Here is a 17,749-nt window from a genome sequence, read left to right as displayed (position 1 = left end):
AACGTGATCGAAATCGACGTCCCGTGGGTCGACTCGTTGCTCCCGACCGACGCCGAGATCGAACTCCTCCTGTCGGACGACGACTTCGAATTCGTGAAGGGTGCCGTGCTCGTCAGCGAGCCCCCGGCGGCACCCCGCCTCCTCCCCGACATCGACATCGACATCGGCGACGGACCGTCACGCGGCGACGCCGGCTCGACGATCGACCGAGAGCACGCCTTCAGCCTCCACTCCAACCCGGGCGCCGAGAAGGTCATCTTCCTCGACTTCGACGGTCACGTCGCCCAGGGCACCGCCTGGAACGACGAGCCCGGCTCGACCCTCGTACTCGGCGAGTACTCGCGTGAGATCGTCGGCCACGAGATCGACGGGTTCACCCAGCGCGAACTCGACGGGATCTTCGAGATCTGGCAGCGCGTCGCCGACGACTTCGCTCCCTGGCCGGTCGACGTCACCACCGAAGATCCCGGCGACGCCGCCCTCTACTCGGTCGACCGATCGGTCGACACGCGATACGGCGCCCACGTCGTCATCACCCACGACAGCGACTGGTACGGCGGATCGGGCGGGGTCGCCTACATCGGTACCATCGGCCAGCGCTACTACTCGCCGGCCTTCGTGTTCTCCGACAATCTGCCCGAGTACGCCGGCCTCGTGTACGGCGGCTCCCCGAAGCTCGTCGCCGAAGCCGCGTCCCACGAGGTCGGCCACAACCTGGGGCTCAGTCACGACGGAGCGCACGACTCCGACCCGCACGACAGCACCAACGACGGCACCCCGTACTTCGGCGGCCATCGCGACAGCGAGTGGGCTCCGATCATGGGCGTCGGCTACGACAAGGCGATCACCCAGTGGTCGAAGGGTGACTACCCCAACGCCAACCAGCCCGAAGACGACATCGCCGTCATCGATGCCCACCTCCACGGGCGCGGGACCGGATCGACCACCTCGTCGGCGAGTCTCGGCCCCGGCGACACGACCGTGGTGGCAACGCTGTCGGATGGCGGGGCGGTCGACTCGTACCAGCTCGTGGTCACCGAAGGCCCCGTCGACGTCGCCCTCTCGAAGACACACGCGTGGGGCAACCTGCTCGCCGAGCTCGTCGTCACCGACGTCGGCGCCGGCACGTCGACGCTCGTCACCCCCGACGACCCGACCGAGTGGGCTCATCACGTCGACGGACTCGCCCCCGGGACGTACACCGTCGACGTCCGCAGCATCGGCTGGGACGACCCCGCGGTCGATGGCGACGACTTCCCGGCCTACGGCTCGATGGGCCAGTACGTGCTCAGTGTCGATGCACCCGACGACGTGCCGGCCGTCACCCCCACCACCACCGCACCGACGACCACCACCCCGACGACGACCCCCACGACGGTCGCTCCGACGACGACGGTGCCGACGACACCCCCGCCGCCGGCCGAAGCCGACGCCAACCGGCTCGCGGCGATCGATCCGGTCCGCCTGCTCGACACGCGTTCGCCCGGCGCGGTGAGCGACCGCATCGAGGCGGGCGAGAACATCCGCATTCCGCTCGCCGGCGTGAACGGCATCTCGTCCGACACTCGCGCCGCCGTCGTCAACGTCGTCGCCGTGCGCCCGAGTGGCAACGGCTACCTCAGCGTCACCCCGTGCACCGACGTGTCGGTGGACGAGCGGACCTCGTCGCTCAACTACGTCGCCGGCAGCAACATCGCCAACTCGACGATCGCGACGCTGTCGGACGACGGCAGCATCTGCATCTACTCGTCGGCGTCGACGCACGTGGTGCTCGACGTGACCGGAGCGATCGGGCCGTCGGGTGCAGCCGAGCTGAGCGACACCACGGTCCGGCGCATCGTCGACACCCGCATCGGTGACGACATCCCACGTCGGCTCGACGCCGGTGAGATCGCCGTCGTCTCGCTCGATGGCGACGTCGCCCACGACACCACGGCGATCTCGGTCAACGTCACCGCCGTCGGACCGGCGACCGGTGGCTACCTGAGCATCGACAACTGCGCAGCCCGCGACGTCACAGCGTCGCTGAACTTCTCCACCGGCGAGACCCGCGGCAACAACGGGATCTTCGCACTCGGCGCCGACCAGACCCTGTGCGTCCAGGCGAGCACCGCTGTCGACGTCATCATCGACCTGACCGGCGAGTTCGGCGACGACGGGTACACCTACCTCCCGGCCGAGCCGGTGCGCCTCCTCGACACGCGAGCCTCCGCCGCGCTCACGCCTGGTTCGAGCACCAGCTTCGAAGTACCCACCCCCGCCGACGGGGTCACCCCGGTCGCGGCGAGCATCAACATCGCGTCGGCCGGACACCCCCGAAGTGGCTTCATCACGTCGTGGAACTGCGGATCGCTGAGCACGAGTTCGGCACTCAACCCGGTCGCCGGGCAGGTCACGGCGAACGGAGCGCTCGCACCGCTCAACCCGGGCCAACGCTCGTGCCTCTTCCACCAGGCGGGCGGCAACCTCGTCGTCGACCTCAACGGTTGGTGGGTCTGAGTGGCATCATGACGCCATGCAGCAGATGAACGTCCTCCGCGAAGACCTCATGCCGTGCTCGTACGACCCGATGACCGGCTACTACCGCACCGGTTGCTGCGAGAACCGTGGCGACGACCCCGGCATGCACACCGTGTGTTGTCGAGTGACCGACGAGTTCCTGGCGTTCTCGAAGGAGCACGGCAACGACCTGTCGACGCCGATGCCGCAGTACGGATTCGCCGGGCTGCAGGCTGGCGACCAGTGGTGCCTGTGTGCGATGCGTTGGAAAGAAGCGTTCGACGCCGGCCACGCGTGCGACGTGATCCTCGAGTCGACGCACGTGTCGACGCTCGAGTACGTCGACCTCGCCGACCTACGCCGTCACGCCGTCAACCGCTGACGGCCCACGCCACCGCGTTGCCGAGCACGGTGCGGAAGGTCGGGTCGGCATAGGTGACCGGTCCGTCGCCGAACTGCAGATATGCCAACCGGCCGCCCTCGACGTCGCGGGTCCACGCGACGAGATCGCTGCCCGGCGGATGCGACCAGCCGCGATCGCTGTTGCGCTCACCACGGATCGCCAGGTCGGCGGAGTAGAAGCCGGGTCCGTCGACGTCGTACGTGGTGCGCATGAGCGGCGTGACCGAGTCGTCGAACACCGGGAAGCGATACAGCTCGTCGGTCAGTTCGAACGACGCCGGTAGACCGGCACAGATCGGATGCTCGGCGTCGAGCACCTCGACGGTGTGGGTGATGTCGAACGCGTAGCCCGAGTCGGGGTACGCCGTGCCGCGCAGCGAGCCCGGCTGATAGTGGAACCGTCCGCCCACGAGTTCGGCGAACTCCTCGCTCGCCGGCCAACTCGCCACCGCGTGGTGCATGAACACCATGCCGATGCCGTCGCGCAACATCTGGCGCAGACCGTCGAGAAAGCCGCCGGGTGGCGCCGTGAGTTCGAGCGGCGCCGACGGGTCGCCGGTGAAGGTCAGCCCCGGCATGTCGTAGAACACGACGGCATCGATGTGCTCTGCGCCGGGCGTGATCCGGTCGAGTGCGTCGGGCTGCGGAACGTGCTCGACGTCGAAACCCCCGTCGGCCGCCACCGCGTCCCACAGTTCGACCCACGGGCCCGCCTGGAACGGATGCCCGCCAGTGACCACCAGGACGCTCATCAGATCGGCAGGTCGCCCGTGGCGCGGCGAGTCGACTTGTGGTCGGTGTACGCGGCGATCGTGCGCTGCGCGATGCGCATCTGGTGCACCTCGTCGGCGCCGTCGGCGAAGCGAGCCCAGCGAGCGTGCTGGTACATGTGGGCGAGCGGCGTGTCGGTCGAGTAGCCGAGCGCTCCGTGGACTTGGATCGCCCGGTCGATCACGCGTCCGAGCATGTTCGCCACGAAGTGCTTCGCCATCGACACCTCGCCCTTGAAGTCGACCCTCTCGTCGGCCGGGGTGTCGTCACCCTGCTTGTGGGCGGCGTCGATCTTCGACGCCGCGTGCAACACCATCAGCTTCGCCTGGTACAGCTCCATCGACGAGTCGGCGATCATCCACTGGATACCCTGCTTCTCGGCGAGGAGTGAGCCGTGCGAGAACCGGTTGAGCGAGCGGTCGACCATCATGTCGAGTGCCGTCTCGGCCTGCGCGATCCAGCGCATGCAGTGCGCCAGTCGGGCGGGTCCGAGCCGGTACTGGCCGAGCAGGTGGCCCTGTCCACGGCCGCCGAGCATCTGGTCGTTGTGCACGCGGAGGTCTTCGATCAGGATCTCGGAGTGGCCGGTGCCGCCGTGCATCGTCTCGACCTCGCGCACGTCGTTCCACCCTTCCGAGGGCAGGTCGATGATGAACGCGGAGTTCGCCGCCTGCGGAATGTCGGGGTTGTCCTCGGTGCGGCAGACGAGAATCGCGAACTCGGCGCGCCGGGCGCCCGAGATGAACCACTTGTGACCGTTGATCACCCATTCATCACCGTCTTGGTAGGCGCGAGTCTGGATGAGCGTCGGATCGGACCCGGCGACCTCCGGCTCGGTCATGGCGAAGCACGACCCGCGGGTGTTGCCTTCGCACAGCGGCTTCAGGTACTTCTCCTTCTGCGCGTCGGTCCCCCAGTGCAACAGCGTGTGCATGTTGCCCTCGTCGGGCGCCTGGCAGTTGAAGACCCACGGCCCGTAGTACGACTTGGCCGCCTCGGCCTGCACCATCGCCAACTCCACGTGACCGAGGCCCATGCCGCCCCACTCCTCGGGCATGTGCGGCAACCAGATCCCTGCCTCCTTCGCCTGCTTGCGCATTCCGAAGAGCGCACGCAGCCGATCGCGACCGGCAAGCGGTTCACCGTCTCCCCCGCCTTCCAACTCGCGTTCGCCCGGTTTGATCACGTCGTCGACGAACGCGCGAATCCGCATCCGCAACGCTTCGAGTTCGGGAGACAGGGTGAAGTCGATGGCCATGCCCCACTTTCTCAGATTCCGTCGCGCTCAGACGAAGCCCCCGCACCCCGAGCGATGCCAGACTGGCCGAGTGCGTCGACGACACCTCGGACTGATGACGGTGACGCTGCTCGTGTCGGGGTGCGCGTCAGCGGGTGACGGCGACGCGATCAGCACCCCGACCGTCGAGTCGTCGGCGGCCACCACGCCCGCAACCACGACCGGCGAGGTCTTCGCCCCCGCCCCGAGCGAAGGCCGCGCCAGCCTCCCCGCGCCGGCCACCACCACGACCGTCCCACCGACCACCACCATCACCACGACGACCACCACCACGACGACCACGACCACGATCCCACCGACGACGACCACCACCACCACGACGGTCGCGCCGCAGCCCGGTCCGGCGGCGGGGACGTTCGACTTCACCGCCACCGACGTCCTGGTCGGCACGTCGGTCGAAGGGCGCCCGATCATCGCCGAGCGCCACGGCACCATCGGCGGGCGCCGAGTGCTGGTGATCGGTGTGATCCACGGCAACGAGGACGCCGGCGTGGCCGTGATCGACGAACTCCGCCGCCGGTCGATCCTCGGCACCGTCCCCGACGACGTCGAACTGTGGCTGGTGGAGTCGATGAACCCCGATGGCCAGGCGGCGCAGATCCGGCAGAACGCGAACCAGGTCGATCTCAATCGCAACTTCCCGCACGAATGGGGACCCATCGGTCAGCCCGGCGTGAGCCAGTACGCCGGTACCGGCCCCGCCAGCGAACCCGAGACCCAGGCGATGGTCGCGTTCATCTCGCAACTCGCGCCCGACATCGCGATCTGGTATCACCAAGACGCCAACCTGATCATTCCGTCGACCGGTCGACAGGGTCGCATCCGCAGTCGCTACGCCGAGCTCACCGGGCTGCCGCTCGCCGAGTGCTGCTCGGGTGGCGGTGTGTTCACCGGCATCGCTGCCACCTGGGCACGGGTCGAGCTGAGCGAGCAGGAGGCCGTGCCGTTCATCGTCGAGCTTCCCGGTGGTGACCTCTCCCCCGAGCAGGTCGAGCAGCACAGCACCGCCGTGCTGACCATCGCCACCGAAGGCTGAGCGCCGTCAGGCGCGAGTGGCGACGTAGATCGTGCTGCTGGTGTCGATGCCGGTCAGCACGTTGGGAAACGTCACGACCTCGGCGACCGCCGTGTCGAACGCCGACGTGAGCACGGCGAGGTACTCGTCGTCGGGCGGGTCGTTCGACCAGAGCGAGTACACGCCGCCCGGCCTGATGCTCTGCACCAGCAGTTCAGTGCCGGCCGGTTCGTAGAACGCCGCGTTCTTCGGGTCGAGCAGATGCCGAGGCGAATGGTCGATGTCGAGCAGCACGGCATCGAACGTGGCCGGAGCTCCGTCGTCGAGCGGGAATCCTCGGGCGGCGAGATCGAAGAAGTCACCGAGCACGAACTCGCACCGGTCGTCGGTGTCGAGCGACTCGCTGAGCGGCGCGAGGTGACGGTTGTGCCAGTCGATCACCGGCGCCAGCGCGTCGACGACGCGCAGCGAACGCACGCGGGTGTCGAGCAGCGCCGTGTGCGCGGTGTAGCCGAGGCCGAGACCGCCGACGAGTACATCGAGGTCGTCGTTCGACGTGGCGGCCAGGCCCAGCGTCGACACCGCCTCCTCGCCGTCGGTGATGAGGCTCGACATGAGTCCGTCCTCGCCGATCTTCACCTCGAACACATCGATCTGCAGCGTCGGTTCGAGCCGACGGCGAAGACTGATCTCGCCGATCGCCGTCGCCTGTCGGTCGAGTTCTTCGAACAGTCGGCTCATCAGGCCACGCACACTACGCCGACCCGGCGCGCGTCAGTAACTGCGCGGGAGGCCGAGCACCTTCTGGGCGATGAAGTTGCAGGTCATCTCCTGGCTCACGGGAGCGAGACGCTGCAGCCTGGCCTCACGCCAGTACCGCTCGACGTGGTACTCCTCGGCGTAGCCCAAGCCGCCGAGCGTCTGCATCGCCTGGTCGGCCGCTCGGAAGCTCGCCTCTGCTGCGAGGTACTTGGCGGTGTTCGCCTGCTCGGCGCAGTCGAGGCCGTTGTCGTAGCGCCACGCCGCGTGCATCATCATCGTCTTCGCCGCCGCCAGCTCCATGTGCGCCTGCGCCAACGGGTGCGCGATGGCCTGGTTCGCGCCGATCGGGCGACCGAACACCTCACGCTCCTTCGCGTAGCGAACCGCTCGGTCGACCGCGACTTCACCGAGGCCACACGCCATACCGGCGAGCAGGATGCGCTCGGGGTTGAGACCGTGGAGGATGTGGCGAAAGCCATTCCCGCGTTCGCCGACCAGGCGCCAGCCTTCGACCGGGAGGCCGTCGTAGGCGACCTCGCACGAGGCGACCGCGTTCCGGCCGACCTTCGGAATCGGCGCGATGTCGACGTAACGCTCGTCGAGATCGACGAGGAAGAGCGACAGCCCCTCGAACGAACCGGGCTCACCGTCGGTCCGAGCGAGCAGCAGGCACACCTCCGATTCGAGGGCCTTGGTGGTCCAGATCTTGCGACCGGTCACGACGAAGCCGCCGCGGCCATCGTCGGCGGCGCGGGTTGCGATGCGGCTCGTGTCGGTGCCCGCATCGGGCTCGGTCACGCCGAACGCGACGTGCAGGTCGCCGACGGCTGCTCGGGGCAGAAACGCATCCTTGAGCTGGTCGCTGCCGAACTTGACGACCGGGTTGAGTCCGAACATGGTGAGGTGCACTGCCGACGAGCCGTTCATCCCGGCGCCGGACGCGGCGATGCGATTCAGGACGAGCGCCGCTTCGGTGATGCCCTGCCCTCCCCCGCCGTACTGCTCCGGGATGGCGATGCCGACCCAGCCACCCGCGGCCATCTCTTCGTAGAACTCCCACGGAAACCGGTGCTCGCGGTCGCAGGCCAACCAGTAGTTGTCGTCGAACTGGGCGCACACGGCGTCAACAGCCTCGACGATTGCCTCGTGGTCGGGGTTCGCCGAGAACTCCATCACGCCCAGAACTTCATCAGTCGGCGTGCGGGTCTTGATCTTCGGCGTTGGTGTAGTCGCGCCATGTCTCGGCGACGTTGCCGCCGACCGGGAACCCGCCCTGCTCCTTGAGCATCTTCGCCGTGTGCATCAGGTTCCAGGTCATGATCGTGGCGTTCTTGTTCGTGAACTCACTGTCGAACCCGGCGGGCACGTCGGCCCCGTCGGGCGTGTCGCCGTAGCTCGGACCCGGACCGATCTCGCCGAGCCAGCCACAATCGGCCTGCGGCGGGATCGTGTAACCGATGTGGCTCAGGGCGTACAGCGTCTCCATCGAGCACGCCTTCACCCCGTCTTCGTTGCCGGTCACCACACAGCCACCGACCTTGCCGTAGTAGAGGTACTGGCCGTGCTCGTTGGTCTCGCCGCTGTAGGCGTAGAGGCGCTCGATCGCGAGGGTTGCCACGCTCGACTTCACGCCCAACCAGATCGGCGTGCCGATCACGAGGATGTCGGCGTCCATGATCTTGGCGTGGATGCCGGGCCAGTCGTCGCGTTCGTCGCCGAGGCTCGTCGTGTCGGTGACCATGCCGAACCCGACGCGATGCTCGAGCATGTGGATGATCTCGACCTCGACGCCTTCGGTGCGCATGATGCCCGCGACGCGGTTGAGCAGGAGTCGCGTGTGCGATTCCTTCGCCTCGTGCTGCAGCGAGCAGTTGAGAATGACGGCTGTGAGTCCTGAGAATTGAGCCATGACCGCAACGTAGTGGCTACGAGATCACCGTGTTGCCGCGCACCCAGACCTCCGCGATGTCGGTCGGTCCGGCGAGTCGGACGATCTTCTCGAAGGTTCGGGCGTCGTCGTCGACGCCCTCCCATCGGCGCAAGCCCGACGTCCCCGCGTCGAGATCGACCGCCACCGCGTCGAACTGCCGACCGACTTCGAGCAGGCCGCACGGGACGCCCAGCAGGTCGGCACCGCCGAGGGTGGCCATCCAGAACGCTTCGGTGATCGAGATCCGTGAACCGGTCACGCCGCGCTCGCTCGGCTCGACGCGAGCGTCGACACCTTCGTCGAGCATCCGCGACATGGTCACGGCGTCGCCGCACTGGCTCAACACACCGGGCCGTGCCCCGCCGGCGACGTCGGTGCCGAGCCCGAGCCGCACCCCGGCATCGAGCGCTCGGCGGGCCGGGAACACGGCGTTGGCGAAGTACGCGTTCGACAGCGGGCAGTGCGCCACGCCGGCACCGCGCCGCGTGATCAACTCGAAGTCGGCGTCGCCGAGATGGTCGCCGTGTGCCAGCACCGAATGGTCGGCGATCAGCCCGAACCCGTCGAGAGCCTCGGTGTCGGAGCGACCGAACCGCTCGAACGCGTAGCCGTGCTCCCAGTCGCTCTCCGAGCAGTGGGTCTGGCTGATCGTCGACGTCGAGCGTGCGAGTTCGCCGAGGCCTTCGAGCAGCGCGTCGGTGCACGCCGGGGCGAAGCGAGGGGTCACGATCGGTCGGACGAGTGGCGAACCGAGCTGTGAGATCTGCTCGATCGAGGCCATCGATGCATCGACACCCGCCACCGCGGACGCGTCTCGATACCACTCGGGTGTTCCATCCGGATGGTCCATGCCGACGCGGCCGACGAAGGCTCGCTGGCCGAGTTCGGCGCAGACCGCGGCGAGCATCGTGGTCGTCTCGACGCTGATCGTCGCGTAGTAGACGGCCGTGGTCGTCCCGTGGCGGAGCAACGTGTCGACCATGTCGGGCCACACGACCGCGGCGAAGGCCGGGTCGGTCAGCTTCGCTTCGAGCGGGAACGTGTTGTCGAACAGCCACTGTTCGAGCGGCAGGTCGAGACCCGTGCCCAACTGCGGCCATTGCGGCGCGTGGATGTGCGCATCGATGAGCCCCGGGACCACGACCACCGACGAGCCGAGATCGCGGTCGACGGCGATGCCGGCGTCGCCGTCGTCGATCGCAGTGATCGTGCCGCTCTCGTCGATCGTGATGACGACGTCACGCAGCACCTCCAGGGTGTCGGGGGACGGCGTCTGCATGACGGTGCAACGAATCGTGGTCACCCCGGCACAGTAGGTTGACGAGGTGAGCGACGAGCAGTTCTTTCCGTATCGGCGCGATCGACGCTGGGCTCCGATGTTCACGGTGCTGCGACTGAGCGACGACGACGGCGTCACCGTCACCGACGACACGTTCCGCGCCACGTTCGGACGCTGGAAGGTCGAGACACCGCGGTCCAACGTGGTGGGCACCGAGGTGACCGGACCGCATCGTTGGTGGACCGCGGTGGGACTGCGCCTCAGCTTCGCCGACGACGGCATCACGTTCGGCACCAACCACGAACGCGGGGTGTGCATCGAGTTCGCCGAGAAGGTCCCGAAGGTCATCGGCTTCCGACCTCACTCGAGCCTCTGGGTGAGCGTCGCCGACCCCGACGCGCTCGCTGCCGCGCTCGCCTGAGCGACGCTCCAATCACCGAGAGCGTTCACCACGCCGAAACACAGCGAAAACACGTGATCTCTACCTTGAGGTCATGGGAAACCGGCCTCGATGGGGGCGACCGCGACGATGATCGACCTGGTCGATCCGTTCATCGGCAGCGCGCCGGCCGACCTGCCGCCGCCCGAAGGACTCGCGTCGACCTGGTGGTGGCCGAAACCGCCCATCGGCAACACCCATCCCGGGGCGACCCACCCGTTCGGCATGGTGTCGGCGTGCTCGTTCTCGGGCGCCTACCCGACCGGGTACGGCGTCTACGACCGCTCGACCGAGGGGGTGCCGACCGCCCTCTTCGATCGCCTGCAAGCGTCGGGTTTCACGCACTTCCAGCAGTCGGGCACGGGCGCGATCCGGAAGTACTACAACTACCTCCGGGTGACCCCGATGATGTCGCCGCTCGACGACCTCGGCGAGTCGTGGACCCTGAGCGACGAGGTCGCCGAGCCCGGCTACTACGCCGCCACGCTGGGCAACGGCGTGCGCTGCGAGATCACGGTCGGCCCGAAGAGCGCCGTGCACCGCTACACGTTCCCCGAGCATCGAGACGCGCGCATCGTCATCGACGCCTCCCACGGCGGGCTGGCAATCGACCGAGGTGAGACCGTGCCATTGCGTGCGTCGCTCGACTCGATCGCTCCCGGTGTCGCCGCCGGCCACGTGGTGATGGAGGGCGTGCCGGTCAGCTTCCACGTCGAGTGCGACACCCCCGACTGGCGCCAGATGCTCTGGTACGACCGACGCCTCATGGCAGGCGGCAGCACGCTGCGTTTCGACTCGATCCGGCCGACCACCCTCCGCCCGTTCGGCTTTCTCTGGGCGGGCCCGGTCCAGACGGGCGGTGTCGTCGAAGTGCGCATCGGGTTCTCGCTGCGCAGTACCGAGCAGGCCCGCCGCAATCTCCACGACGACGTCGCGGTCTCGTCGCTCGCCGACGACGCCATCGCCAGCCTCGTGGCGCCGACCACGCACGCGTTCGAACGGCGGCGGGGCGCCACCCGATCGACCTGGGCCGACCACGTCGGCGCGATCCGCGTCGAGTCCGACGACTCGGAGCGCAAGCAGGTGTTCGCCACGGCGCTCTACCACTCGCTGATCAAGCCGTGCTTCGCTCCCGACGAGAGCCCGTTCTGGCCGATCGACGGCCCCTTCGTCTTCGACCTGTGCACGATGTGGGACGTCTATCGCACGCAACTTCCGCTGGTCACGGCCCTGTTCCCCGATCGTGCCGTGGAGTTGGCGAACGCGCTGCTCCACATCGCCGAGGAGGAAGGAAACCTGCCGATCGGCTACCGCATGGCGCGTGGCGCCGACCGGTTCTCGCGCCAGGGCAGCGCGCTGGCGCACACGTTCCTCGCCGACGTGTGCGCACTCGGTCTGCCCGGCGTCGACTGGGACTGGGCGCTGTGCCACATGGACGCCGACCTCCGGCGCCAGTACGGCGAGGAGTTCGTCGAGCACGGCGTGGCGCATCCGATCACCCATACGCTCGACCTGGCATTCGGCTATCACTGCACAGCGCTCGTGGCTCGCCACGTCGGCGACGACACGCTCGCCGACCAGTTCGACGGGTTCGCCTCGCGTTGGGTCAACGCCTACGACCCGGCCACGGGCCTGATCCTCGATTCGAGCTTCTACGAAGGCGGCAAGTGGAACTACTCGTTCCGCCTCGGTCACGACATGGCCGGGCGGATCGCGCTCGCCGGCGGCGACGACGCCTACATCGCTCTGCTCGACCGGTTCTTCGGCGTCGACGCCGACCCGGTGAAACAACTCGGCGAGTCACCCTCGATCGGTGAGATCGCCGCCGGGTACGAACTCGATCGGTTCGAAGGGCTCAACAACGAGCCCGACATGGAAGCTCCGTGGTCGTATCACTGGGTCGGCCGACCCGACCGCACCGCCGAGATCGTGCACGCGATCGTGATGAACCAGTTCGGCACCGGACCGGGCGGCCTGCCCGGCAACGACGACTCGGGCGGGATCAGCTCGTGGTACGTCTGGGCATCGCTCGGCCTGTTCCCCGTCGCCGGGCAGCAGATCGTGCTGCTCAACGCACCGTCGTTCGCACGCTCGCGGCTGCGCCTCGGCGACCGCCACCTCGTCATCGACACCACCGGCTTCGTCGAGCCGTCTGCCGACGCACCGGCCCAGTACGTCCAAGGCGTGACGGTCGACGGCCGTCCGCTCGACCGGTCGTGGATGCCGATGGCCGACCTCGTCACGAGTTCTCGGATCACGATCGACCTCGGGCCCGAACCATCGGCCTGGGCCACTGCGACCGTTCACCGACCCCCGTCCCACCCAGAGCCGGAGCACACACCATGACCATGCTGTACGAGCACATCGAAACGACCGAGCCGGGGCACCCGTCGCTCGAGTCGGAGCCGCCGCCGAGCAATCCCACGAAGCGGCTCGTCATCGTGGTCCGCGCCGATCCGGTGATCTGCGGTCACTCGGGAGAGGCCCGCAACCTCGCCGAGGCGGCACTCACTCGCGGCTACGACGACGTCCGCATCGTCACCTGGACCATTCCGACGCTGCAGGCGGCCGGCCTCCCACTCAAGCCGCTCGACTCGGTGCTGCCCTACTCCCCTGGCATCACCGTCGAGCGCCCGGAGCCGGTCGGCGACTACAAGGTGCCCGACGGCCGCGACCTCTCCGGCATCGTCGGCCGTCTCGTCGAACTGTTCACCGAAGGCGTTCCGACCACGGCCATGTCGCTGTATCTCACTCCGCACGACACCGCGATCGCGACGGCGGCGACGATCGCCCGCTCGACCGGGATGTGTGCCCCGTTGACGACGATCGCCGAGGCCGTGGGTTCCGACATCACGAACGTGGTCCGCACCGCCGTCGACGAGGGTCGGTTCGGCGCCGCTGCGCAGGTGCTGTCGACGTATCTCGGCAACGACCTCTGCGTCGCCGTGTCGGACTACACCAAGAAGCTGATCGTCGATGCGGCAAGCGAAGTCGACGAGCGGTGGGGCACGTCGTTCGCCCCGGCGTGTCGCGACCGGGTGAAGATCTCCTACCCGGCGATCGACGCCTCGACCTACACGACGCTCGACCCGGCGGTGACCGATCAGGTACTCGCCGACCGCGGGCTGGAACGCGACGGGTACGTGATGTTCCTGTCGCGGCTCACGAAGGCGAAGGGTGTCGACGATCTGATCAACGGCTTCACGATGAGCGCCGCGTCGGCGCGCACGAAGCTGGTGATCTGCGGCAACGGACCCGAGGCTCGCAATCTCCGGGCGCTCGCGGCGTCGACGCCGTGCGCCGATCGGATCGTGTTCTTCGACGACATCGACGACGCCGTGAAGCCACACCTGATGGCGGGCTCTGCCGCCTACGCGCTGCCGAGCAAACCTCGTCCGGAGTTCGTCGAGACGTTCGGCATCGCGCTGGTCGAGAAGATGCTCGCCGGGGGCGGCCCGATCATCACGTGTGACACCGGCGGTATCAGCGAAGCGGTGGGACCCCACGCGAAGATCGTGCCGACGTCGTATCCGTATGCGATCGCCAACGCGCTCAACGAGATCGTCCTCGGCCTGTCGCCGGGCGAACGCACCCGCTGGGGCGCCGCTGCACGCGACTACGCGATGCAGTTCGACCGCGCCAACGTGTTCGATCGCCTCTTCGACCGCCTCGACGCCCGTGAGGAAGTCGCAGCAGCCTGAATCAGCGCACGGGGCATCACCCGACGGGGTGACCGTCGGCATCGAGGACGACCCAGTCGCCGGCGGCGTCTCGGTGGGTGGAGAATCGGGCGTTCTCCTTGAGCAGATTGTGCCGTTTGCACATCGGCCCGCCGTTGCCCGGGTCGGTCGCCCCGTGCTGTCGCCAGGTGACCGCGTGGTCGACTTCGCAGTTGCGGCTCGGCCGATCGCACCCTGGCCACAGGCAACGCATCGAGAGCAACAGTGCCGCTTCTCGCGCTGAGCCGGTGAACAACCGTCGGCGGCGCCCGAGATCGATGACGACGCCGGCACCATCGTGCACCACCCGCCGGACGTCGGCCCACAGCGCCATGGCCGCCGCCTCGGTGATGTCGACCGGATCGCCGGCCTGCGTCCGACACACCATGCTGGCGTATGCGGCCGGATCGGGATCGTGGCCGAGAATTGCACCTCGCAGTGTCGACTCGTCGATGAGGACGTTGAGCGAGGGGAGCGGCGGCTTGCCTGGCCCGGGCGCAGCAGCAGCGGCTTGCAGCGCAGCCGACAGTGCATCGGCACGGCGCTGCGATTCGGATCGGCGAAGATCACGGGTACCCGGCTCGCCGCCACCTTCGGCGGCAGCGCGCTCACGGGCTTCGGCGAGATCGGACTGCCACTCGGCCTCGATGAAGTGGGCGAAGATCTCGTTGAGTCGCGCACCTTCGAGCGAGCCAAATCGCGCCGCGAGCCGCCACGACCCGTCGATCTGGATCTTCATGGTGGCGTCACGACGCTCGTTCGCCGCCTCGGCCGATGCTCGGGCGTCGGCGGGGTCGGCTGCCCGCTCGAAGTTGCGGAGCAGACGCTCGAACTCGTCGAAGGGCAGCCGAATCGCGTCGTGGAGGAGGGCGTCGATGTTCGCGATCAGGTCGAGCGCGATCCGTGGGTTGGCGGCGACCCGCGCCATCAACAGCGTCTGATCGCTCCCCACTCGGCCCGCTCGGGCTGCGGTGGCCCAGCTTGGCAGCAGTGCGAACATCCGCATGGTCTGCGTGCGGGCGAGCGCCGTCGGACCGGACAACTGCAACCGATGCTTGATGCACGACCGCGTGGAGAAGAACCCGGCGGCCCGCTCGTGACCGCGCCCGTCGACCAGTGCTGCTGCATCGACATCGAGCGCAGCGGCGCGCCGTGCGAGCTCGTCGACCGACGAGACCAGCGGCATCGCCGCCGGCTCGGGGACCGACGACAAGCCGACCGCGTTCAGCTTGTCGATGACGGCATGGCCGAGCGCCAGCAACTCGAACGGATCATCAGGCAACCATGACTCGACCAACTCGGGCGCAGGGCTCCCCGAAGCGTCGACCGGCACATCCACCGGACCACCCCACGCCTCGATCAGAGTCATGCCCCCATCATGACGAAGGGGTGCTACACAGTTACGAGAACCCCGCCGCCCGCCAGAGATTCAGATCTCCGACAGCCGGGTCGTAGTGGCGGTTGTTGAGGTAACCGATACTCGTGGCCGCCTGGTTCGTCGCTCAGTGAGTCGTGATCGTGTCACGGTTGATCTCGACGAAGTCGGCCTGCTCGAACGCTTTCGCTATCGACTGTTCCGTCACCACGAACAGAGCGAGCAAGTCATCATTCTGAATGTTCCCGGTTGAAACCAGCAGAAGCTTCGCTGGCGACTCGGCGAGCAGATGCCCGTCGACGAAGTCCTGGTCCTTGGTGATCACGATCCGTCTCTCGCCATCAGCGAACGACGAAATCACGGAATCAGGCGTCCGGTTGCCGAGCGGCAACGAGGAAGTGTGGATGACGTCGTGGCCCATGTCGCCGAGCAACTCAGCGAGACGAACCGGCAATTGTGCGTCGACGAGGAGCTTCACGCAGCCGAGATCGGAACCGATGACCGTGTGCGGGTGACAAGCGCCGCGTACTCCAACGCAGCGAGGACGTCGTTGCGCTCGAGATCGGCGTAGTCAGCAAGCACCTCATCGACGCTCATCCCCGACGCCAACAGCCCAACGAGCATCTCGACCGGGTAACGCAAACCGCGAACTGTCGGAGCGCCATGACAGACGTCAGGGTCGACGGTGATCCGTTCCAACAAGCTCACACCCGAAACATATCATTCGCCTTCTCACCGTGAGCTTGAGGCGACGAGTTCGCTCAATCCATCCCGGGCCCGCCTCAGACCGGCGTGACGTCGACCGTCAGCGGGTGAGGTCGGCCCAGGTGAGGAAGTTGCGGATCAGTTGCTCGCCGTCGGGGTGCTCGTCAGTCCAGTACTCGGGGTGGAACTGGGTGCCGACGATTCGTCGCTGCTCGTTCACCGCCATCTGCACCTTCGTGATCGACGTGGACGCGAGGAGATCGAAGCCGGCCGGCGGCTGTTTCACCTCGAGGTAGTGAGCGTGGCGCATGATCGGCTCGGCGTCGAGACCGGCGAGCAGCGGATGGTCGGCGAGGAGCTCGACCGGCCCGTAACCGATCTCGCCGAGACGGCCGTCGGGAAACGGGCGCAACCGCTCGGCGTCGGGCGAGTCGGCGGCGACGTCGAGCGGCGACACTTCGGCACCGAGCGCATCGGCGAGAAACTGGAAGCCGCCACAGAACCCGAAGATCGGACGCCGACCACTGCGGACGATCTCGGCGAGCGGTTCGAGGCTCGCCGGGTCGTAGCGCGACGGGTCGGTGCCGTTGCCGCTGATGAACACCGCTCGAGCATCGAGGCGATCGAGGAGCTCGGGGGTGACGTGGTCGTAGCGGACGAGCATGCAGTTGTCGCCCGACAGGTCTTCGAGCCGGTACGTGATGCGGGCGCGTGCAGCGAGCATCTTCTCGCCCCACGAGCTGGCATGGCCCTCGGCGTGCTCGTAGTCGACGAAGACGATCATGTAGCAGCAGTTCTAGACGAACTTGGCGAACACGTCGAGCGGTTCGCGCTCGGACTCGACGCTGTTGATGGGATGGTCGGTGTCGGCCTTGCCGATCGCCATGCCGCAGAAGATCCGCTCTTCGTCCGGCGCGCCGACGAACTCGCTCACCGCTTCTTCGTGAACAGCCCACGCTTCCTGGGCACAGGTGTCGAGTCCGGCTTCCTGGGCGAGCAGCATGAACGTCTGCAGGAACATGCCGAGGTCGGACCACTGCGGCGGGCCCATCTTGCGGTCGATGAAACAGAAGAACGCGGCGGGAGCTCCGAAGAAGTCGAGGTTCTTCGCGAACTGGCCGAGGCGGCCGGCCTTGTCGTCGCGCTCGATGCCGATGGACGCGTACATCTGCTCGCCGATCTTGAACCGGGACGACCGGTACGGCTCGTGCAGGCTCGGTGGGTAGATGTCGTACGCGGGCGCGCCGGGCTGACGTTGGGAGATGAAGTCGCGGAACCGGGTCATCGACTCGCCGTTGACCACGTAGATGCGCCATGGCTGCACGTTGCCGCCCGACGGTGAGCGTGACGCCGTGCTGAGCAGGGTGCGCAGCGTGTCGTCGCTGACGGGTTCGTCGGTGAACGCTCGGATCGACTTACGACGGTTGACAGCTTCGGTGACGTTCATGTCGACGAGTCTTGCGAATGGCCTCCCCCACTCACCAATCCGCAGAGCCGAACACTCCCCGTCCCTCGCACCACACGACCGCCCCGAACGCCCGCGCCGGGAGCGCCAG

Annotated in this window: 17 protein-coding genes; 6 read left to right on the top strand and 11 right to left on the bottom strand. The window is 67.6% G+C overall.

Annotation, left to right across the window (positions count from 1 at the left end):
- The first annotated feature begins 3 nt into the window (after window positions 1-3).
- Together YM304_RS22140 and YM304_RS06660 are read left to right on the top strand one after the other, a co-directional pair.
- Entirely contained in the window at window positions 4-2,499 is a 2,496-nt protein-coding gene (locus YM304_RS22140; protein WP_162142044.1) for a zinc-dependent metalloprotease family protein, read from the top strand.
- A 16-nt stretch (window positions 2,500-2,515) separates the two neighbouring features.
- Window positions 2,516-2,881, top strand: a complete 366-nt coding sequence (locus tag YM304_RS06660; RefSeq protein WP_015440892.1) for a DUF2237 family protein — start codon at window positions 2,516-2,518, stop codon at window positions 2,879-2,881.
- Here the strand turns inward: YM304_RS06660 and YM304_RS06655 are convergent.
- Together YM304_RS06655 and YM304_RS06650 are read right to left on the bottom strand one after the other, a co-directional pair.
- Window positions 2,871-3,653, bottom strand: coding sequence for a ThuA domain-containing protein (locus tag YM304_RS06655; RefSeq protein WP_015440891.1), 783 nt, complete (start codon window positions 3,651-3,653; stop codon window positions 2,871-2,873). The genes YM304_RS06660 and YM304_RS06655 overlap by 11 nt on opposite strands.
- Window positions 3,653-4,930: an acyl-CoA dehydrogenase family protein gene (locus YM304_RS06650; protein WP_015440890.1), complete on the bottom strand. Its 1,278-nt coding sequence runs from the start codon at window positions 4,928-4,930 to the stop codon at window positions 3,653-3,655. Before YM304_RS06650 ends, YM304_RS06655 begins: the two co-directional genes overlap by 1 nt.
- A 70-nt stretch (window positions 4,931-5,000) precedes the next feature.
- Between YM304_RS06650 and YM304_RS06645 the strand changes: the two genes are divergently transcribed.
- Window positions 5,001-6,005, top strand: a complete 1,005-nt coding sequence (locus tag YM304_RS06645) for a DUF2817 domain-containing protein (protein ID WP_015440889.1) — start codon at window positions 5,001-5,003, stop codon at window positions 6,003-6,005.
- A gap of 6 nt (window positions 6,006-6,011) precedes the next feature.
- Here YM304_RS06645 and YM304_RS06640 read toward each other — a convergent pair whose 3' ends face one another.
- From YM304_RS06640 to YM304_RS06625, 4 genes are read right to left on the bottom strand one after another with little or no spacing between them, the layout of a single operon-like run.
- Window positions 6,012-6,725 (bottom strand): spermidine synthase family protein, encoded by a 714-nt coding sequence (locus YM304_RS06640; RefSeq protein ID WP_015440888.1) that lies wholly within the window; start codon window positions 6,723-6,725, stop codon window positions 6,012-6,014.
- A 33-nt stretch (window positions 6,726-6,758) separates the two neighbouring features.
- Window positions 6,759-7,919, bottom strand: coding sequence for an acyl-CoA dehydrogenase family protein (locus YM304_RS06635; protein WP_015440887.1), 1,161 nt, complete (start codon window positions 7,917-7,919; stop codon window positions 6,759-6,761).
- Between the two features lie 16 nt (window positions 7,920-7,935).
- The gene (locus YM304_RS06630; protein WP_015440886.1) at window positions 7,936-8,655 is read right to left on the bottom strand and encodes a flavodoxin family protein; all 720 of its coding nucleotides are present in this window, start codon (window positions 8,653-8,655) and stop codon (window positions 7,936-7,938) included.
- 16 nt (window positions 8,656-8,671) lie between these two features.
- Window positions 8,672-9,979: an amidohydrolase family protein gene (locus tag YM304_RS06625; protein ID WP_015440885.1), complete on the bottom strand. Its 1,308-nt coding sequence runs from the start codon at window positions 9,977-9,979 to the stop codon at window positions 8,672-8,674.
- Between the two features lie 73 nt (window positions 9,980-10,052).
- Here YM304_RS06625 and YM304_RS06620 point away from each other — a divergent pair, with 73 nt between their 5' ends.
- The 3 genes from YM304_RS06620 to YM304_RS06610 all read left to right on the top strand — a co-directional run bounded on the left by YM304_RS06620 (window position 10,053) and on the right by YM304_RS06610 (window position 14,095).
- Window positions 10,053-10,376 carry a hypothetical protein gene (locus tag YM304_RS06620; protein WP_051071560.1) on the top strand — a complete coding sequence of 108 codons (324 nt, stop codon included), beginning with the start codon at window positions 10,053-10,055 and terminating at the stop codon, window positions 10,374-10,376.
- Window positions 10,377-10,466: 90 nt separating this feature from the next.
- A complete protein-coding gene (locus YM304_RS06615) occupies window positions 10,467-12,740 on the top strand; it encodes a glycoside hydrolase domain-containing protein (protein ID WP_015440883.1) in 2,274 nt (757 codons plus the stop codon).
- Complete coding sequence (locus tag YM304_RS06610; RefSeq protein ID WP_015440882.1) at window positions 12,737-14,095, top strand: glycosyltransferase; 1,359 nt, start codon at window positions 12,737-12,739, stop codon at window positions 14,093-14,095. Before YM304_RS06615 ends, YM304_RS06610 begins: the two co-directional genes overlap by 4 nt.
- A 16-nt stretch (window positions 14,096-14,111) precedes the next feature.
- Here YM304_RS06610 and YM304_RS06605 read toward each other — a convergent pair whose 3' ends face one another.
- The 5 genes from YM304_RS06605 to YM304_RS06585 all read right to left on the bottom strand — a co-directional run bounded on the left by YM304_RS06605 (window position 14,112) and on the right by YM304_RS06585 (window position 17,640).
- Window positions 14,112-15,482: an HNH endonuclease signature motif containing protein gene (locus YM304_RS06605; protein ID WP_015440881.1), complete on the bottom strand. Its 1,371-nt coding sequence runs from the start codon at window positions 15,480-15,482 to the stop codon at window positions 14,112-14,114.
- Window positions 15,483-15,615: 133 nt separating this feature from the next.
- Complete coding sequence (locus tag YM304_RS06600; RefSeq protein WP_015440880.1) at window positions 15,616-15,966, bottom strand: DUF5615 family PIN-like protein; 351 nt, start codon at window positions 15,964-15,966, stop codon at window positions 15,616-15,618.
- Window positions 15,963-16,196, bottom strand: coding sequence for a DUF433 domain-containing protein (locus YM304_RS06595; RefSeq protein ID WP_015440879.1), 234 nt, complete (start codon window positions 16,194-16,196; stop codon window positions 15,963-15,965). Before YM304_RS06595 ends, YM304_RS06600 begins: the two co-directional genes overlap by 4 nt.
- Before the next feature lie 97 nt (window positions 16,197-16,293).
- A complete protein-coding gene (locus YM304_RS06590; RefSeq protein WP_015440878.1) occupies window positions 16,294-16,977 on the bottom strand; it encodes a type 1 glutamine amidotransferase in 684 nt (227 codons plus the stop codon).
- Window positions 16,978-16,989: 12 nt separating this feature from the next.
- A complete protein-coding gene (locus YM304_RS06585) occupies window positions 16,990-17,640 on the bottom strand; it encodes a nitroreductase (RefSeq protein ID WP_015440877.1) in 651 nt (216 codons plus the stop codon).
- Window positions 17,641-17,749 lie beyond the last annotated feature (109 nt).

The sequence above is a fragment of the Ilumatobacter coccineus YM16-304 genome (assembly GCF_000348785.1).
Lineage (GTDB): Bacteria > Actinomycetota > Acidimicrobiia > Acidimicrobiales > Ilumatobacteraceae > Ilumatobacter_A > Ilumatobacter_A coccineus.
This window is presented reverse-complemented; position numbering and strand designations above follow the sequence as displayed.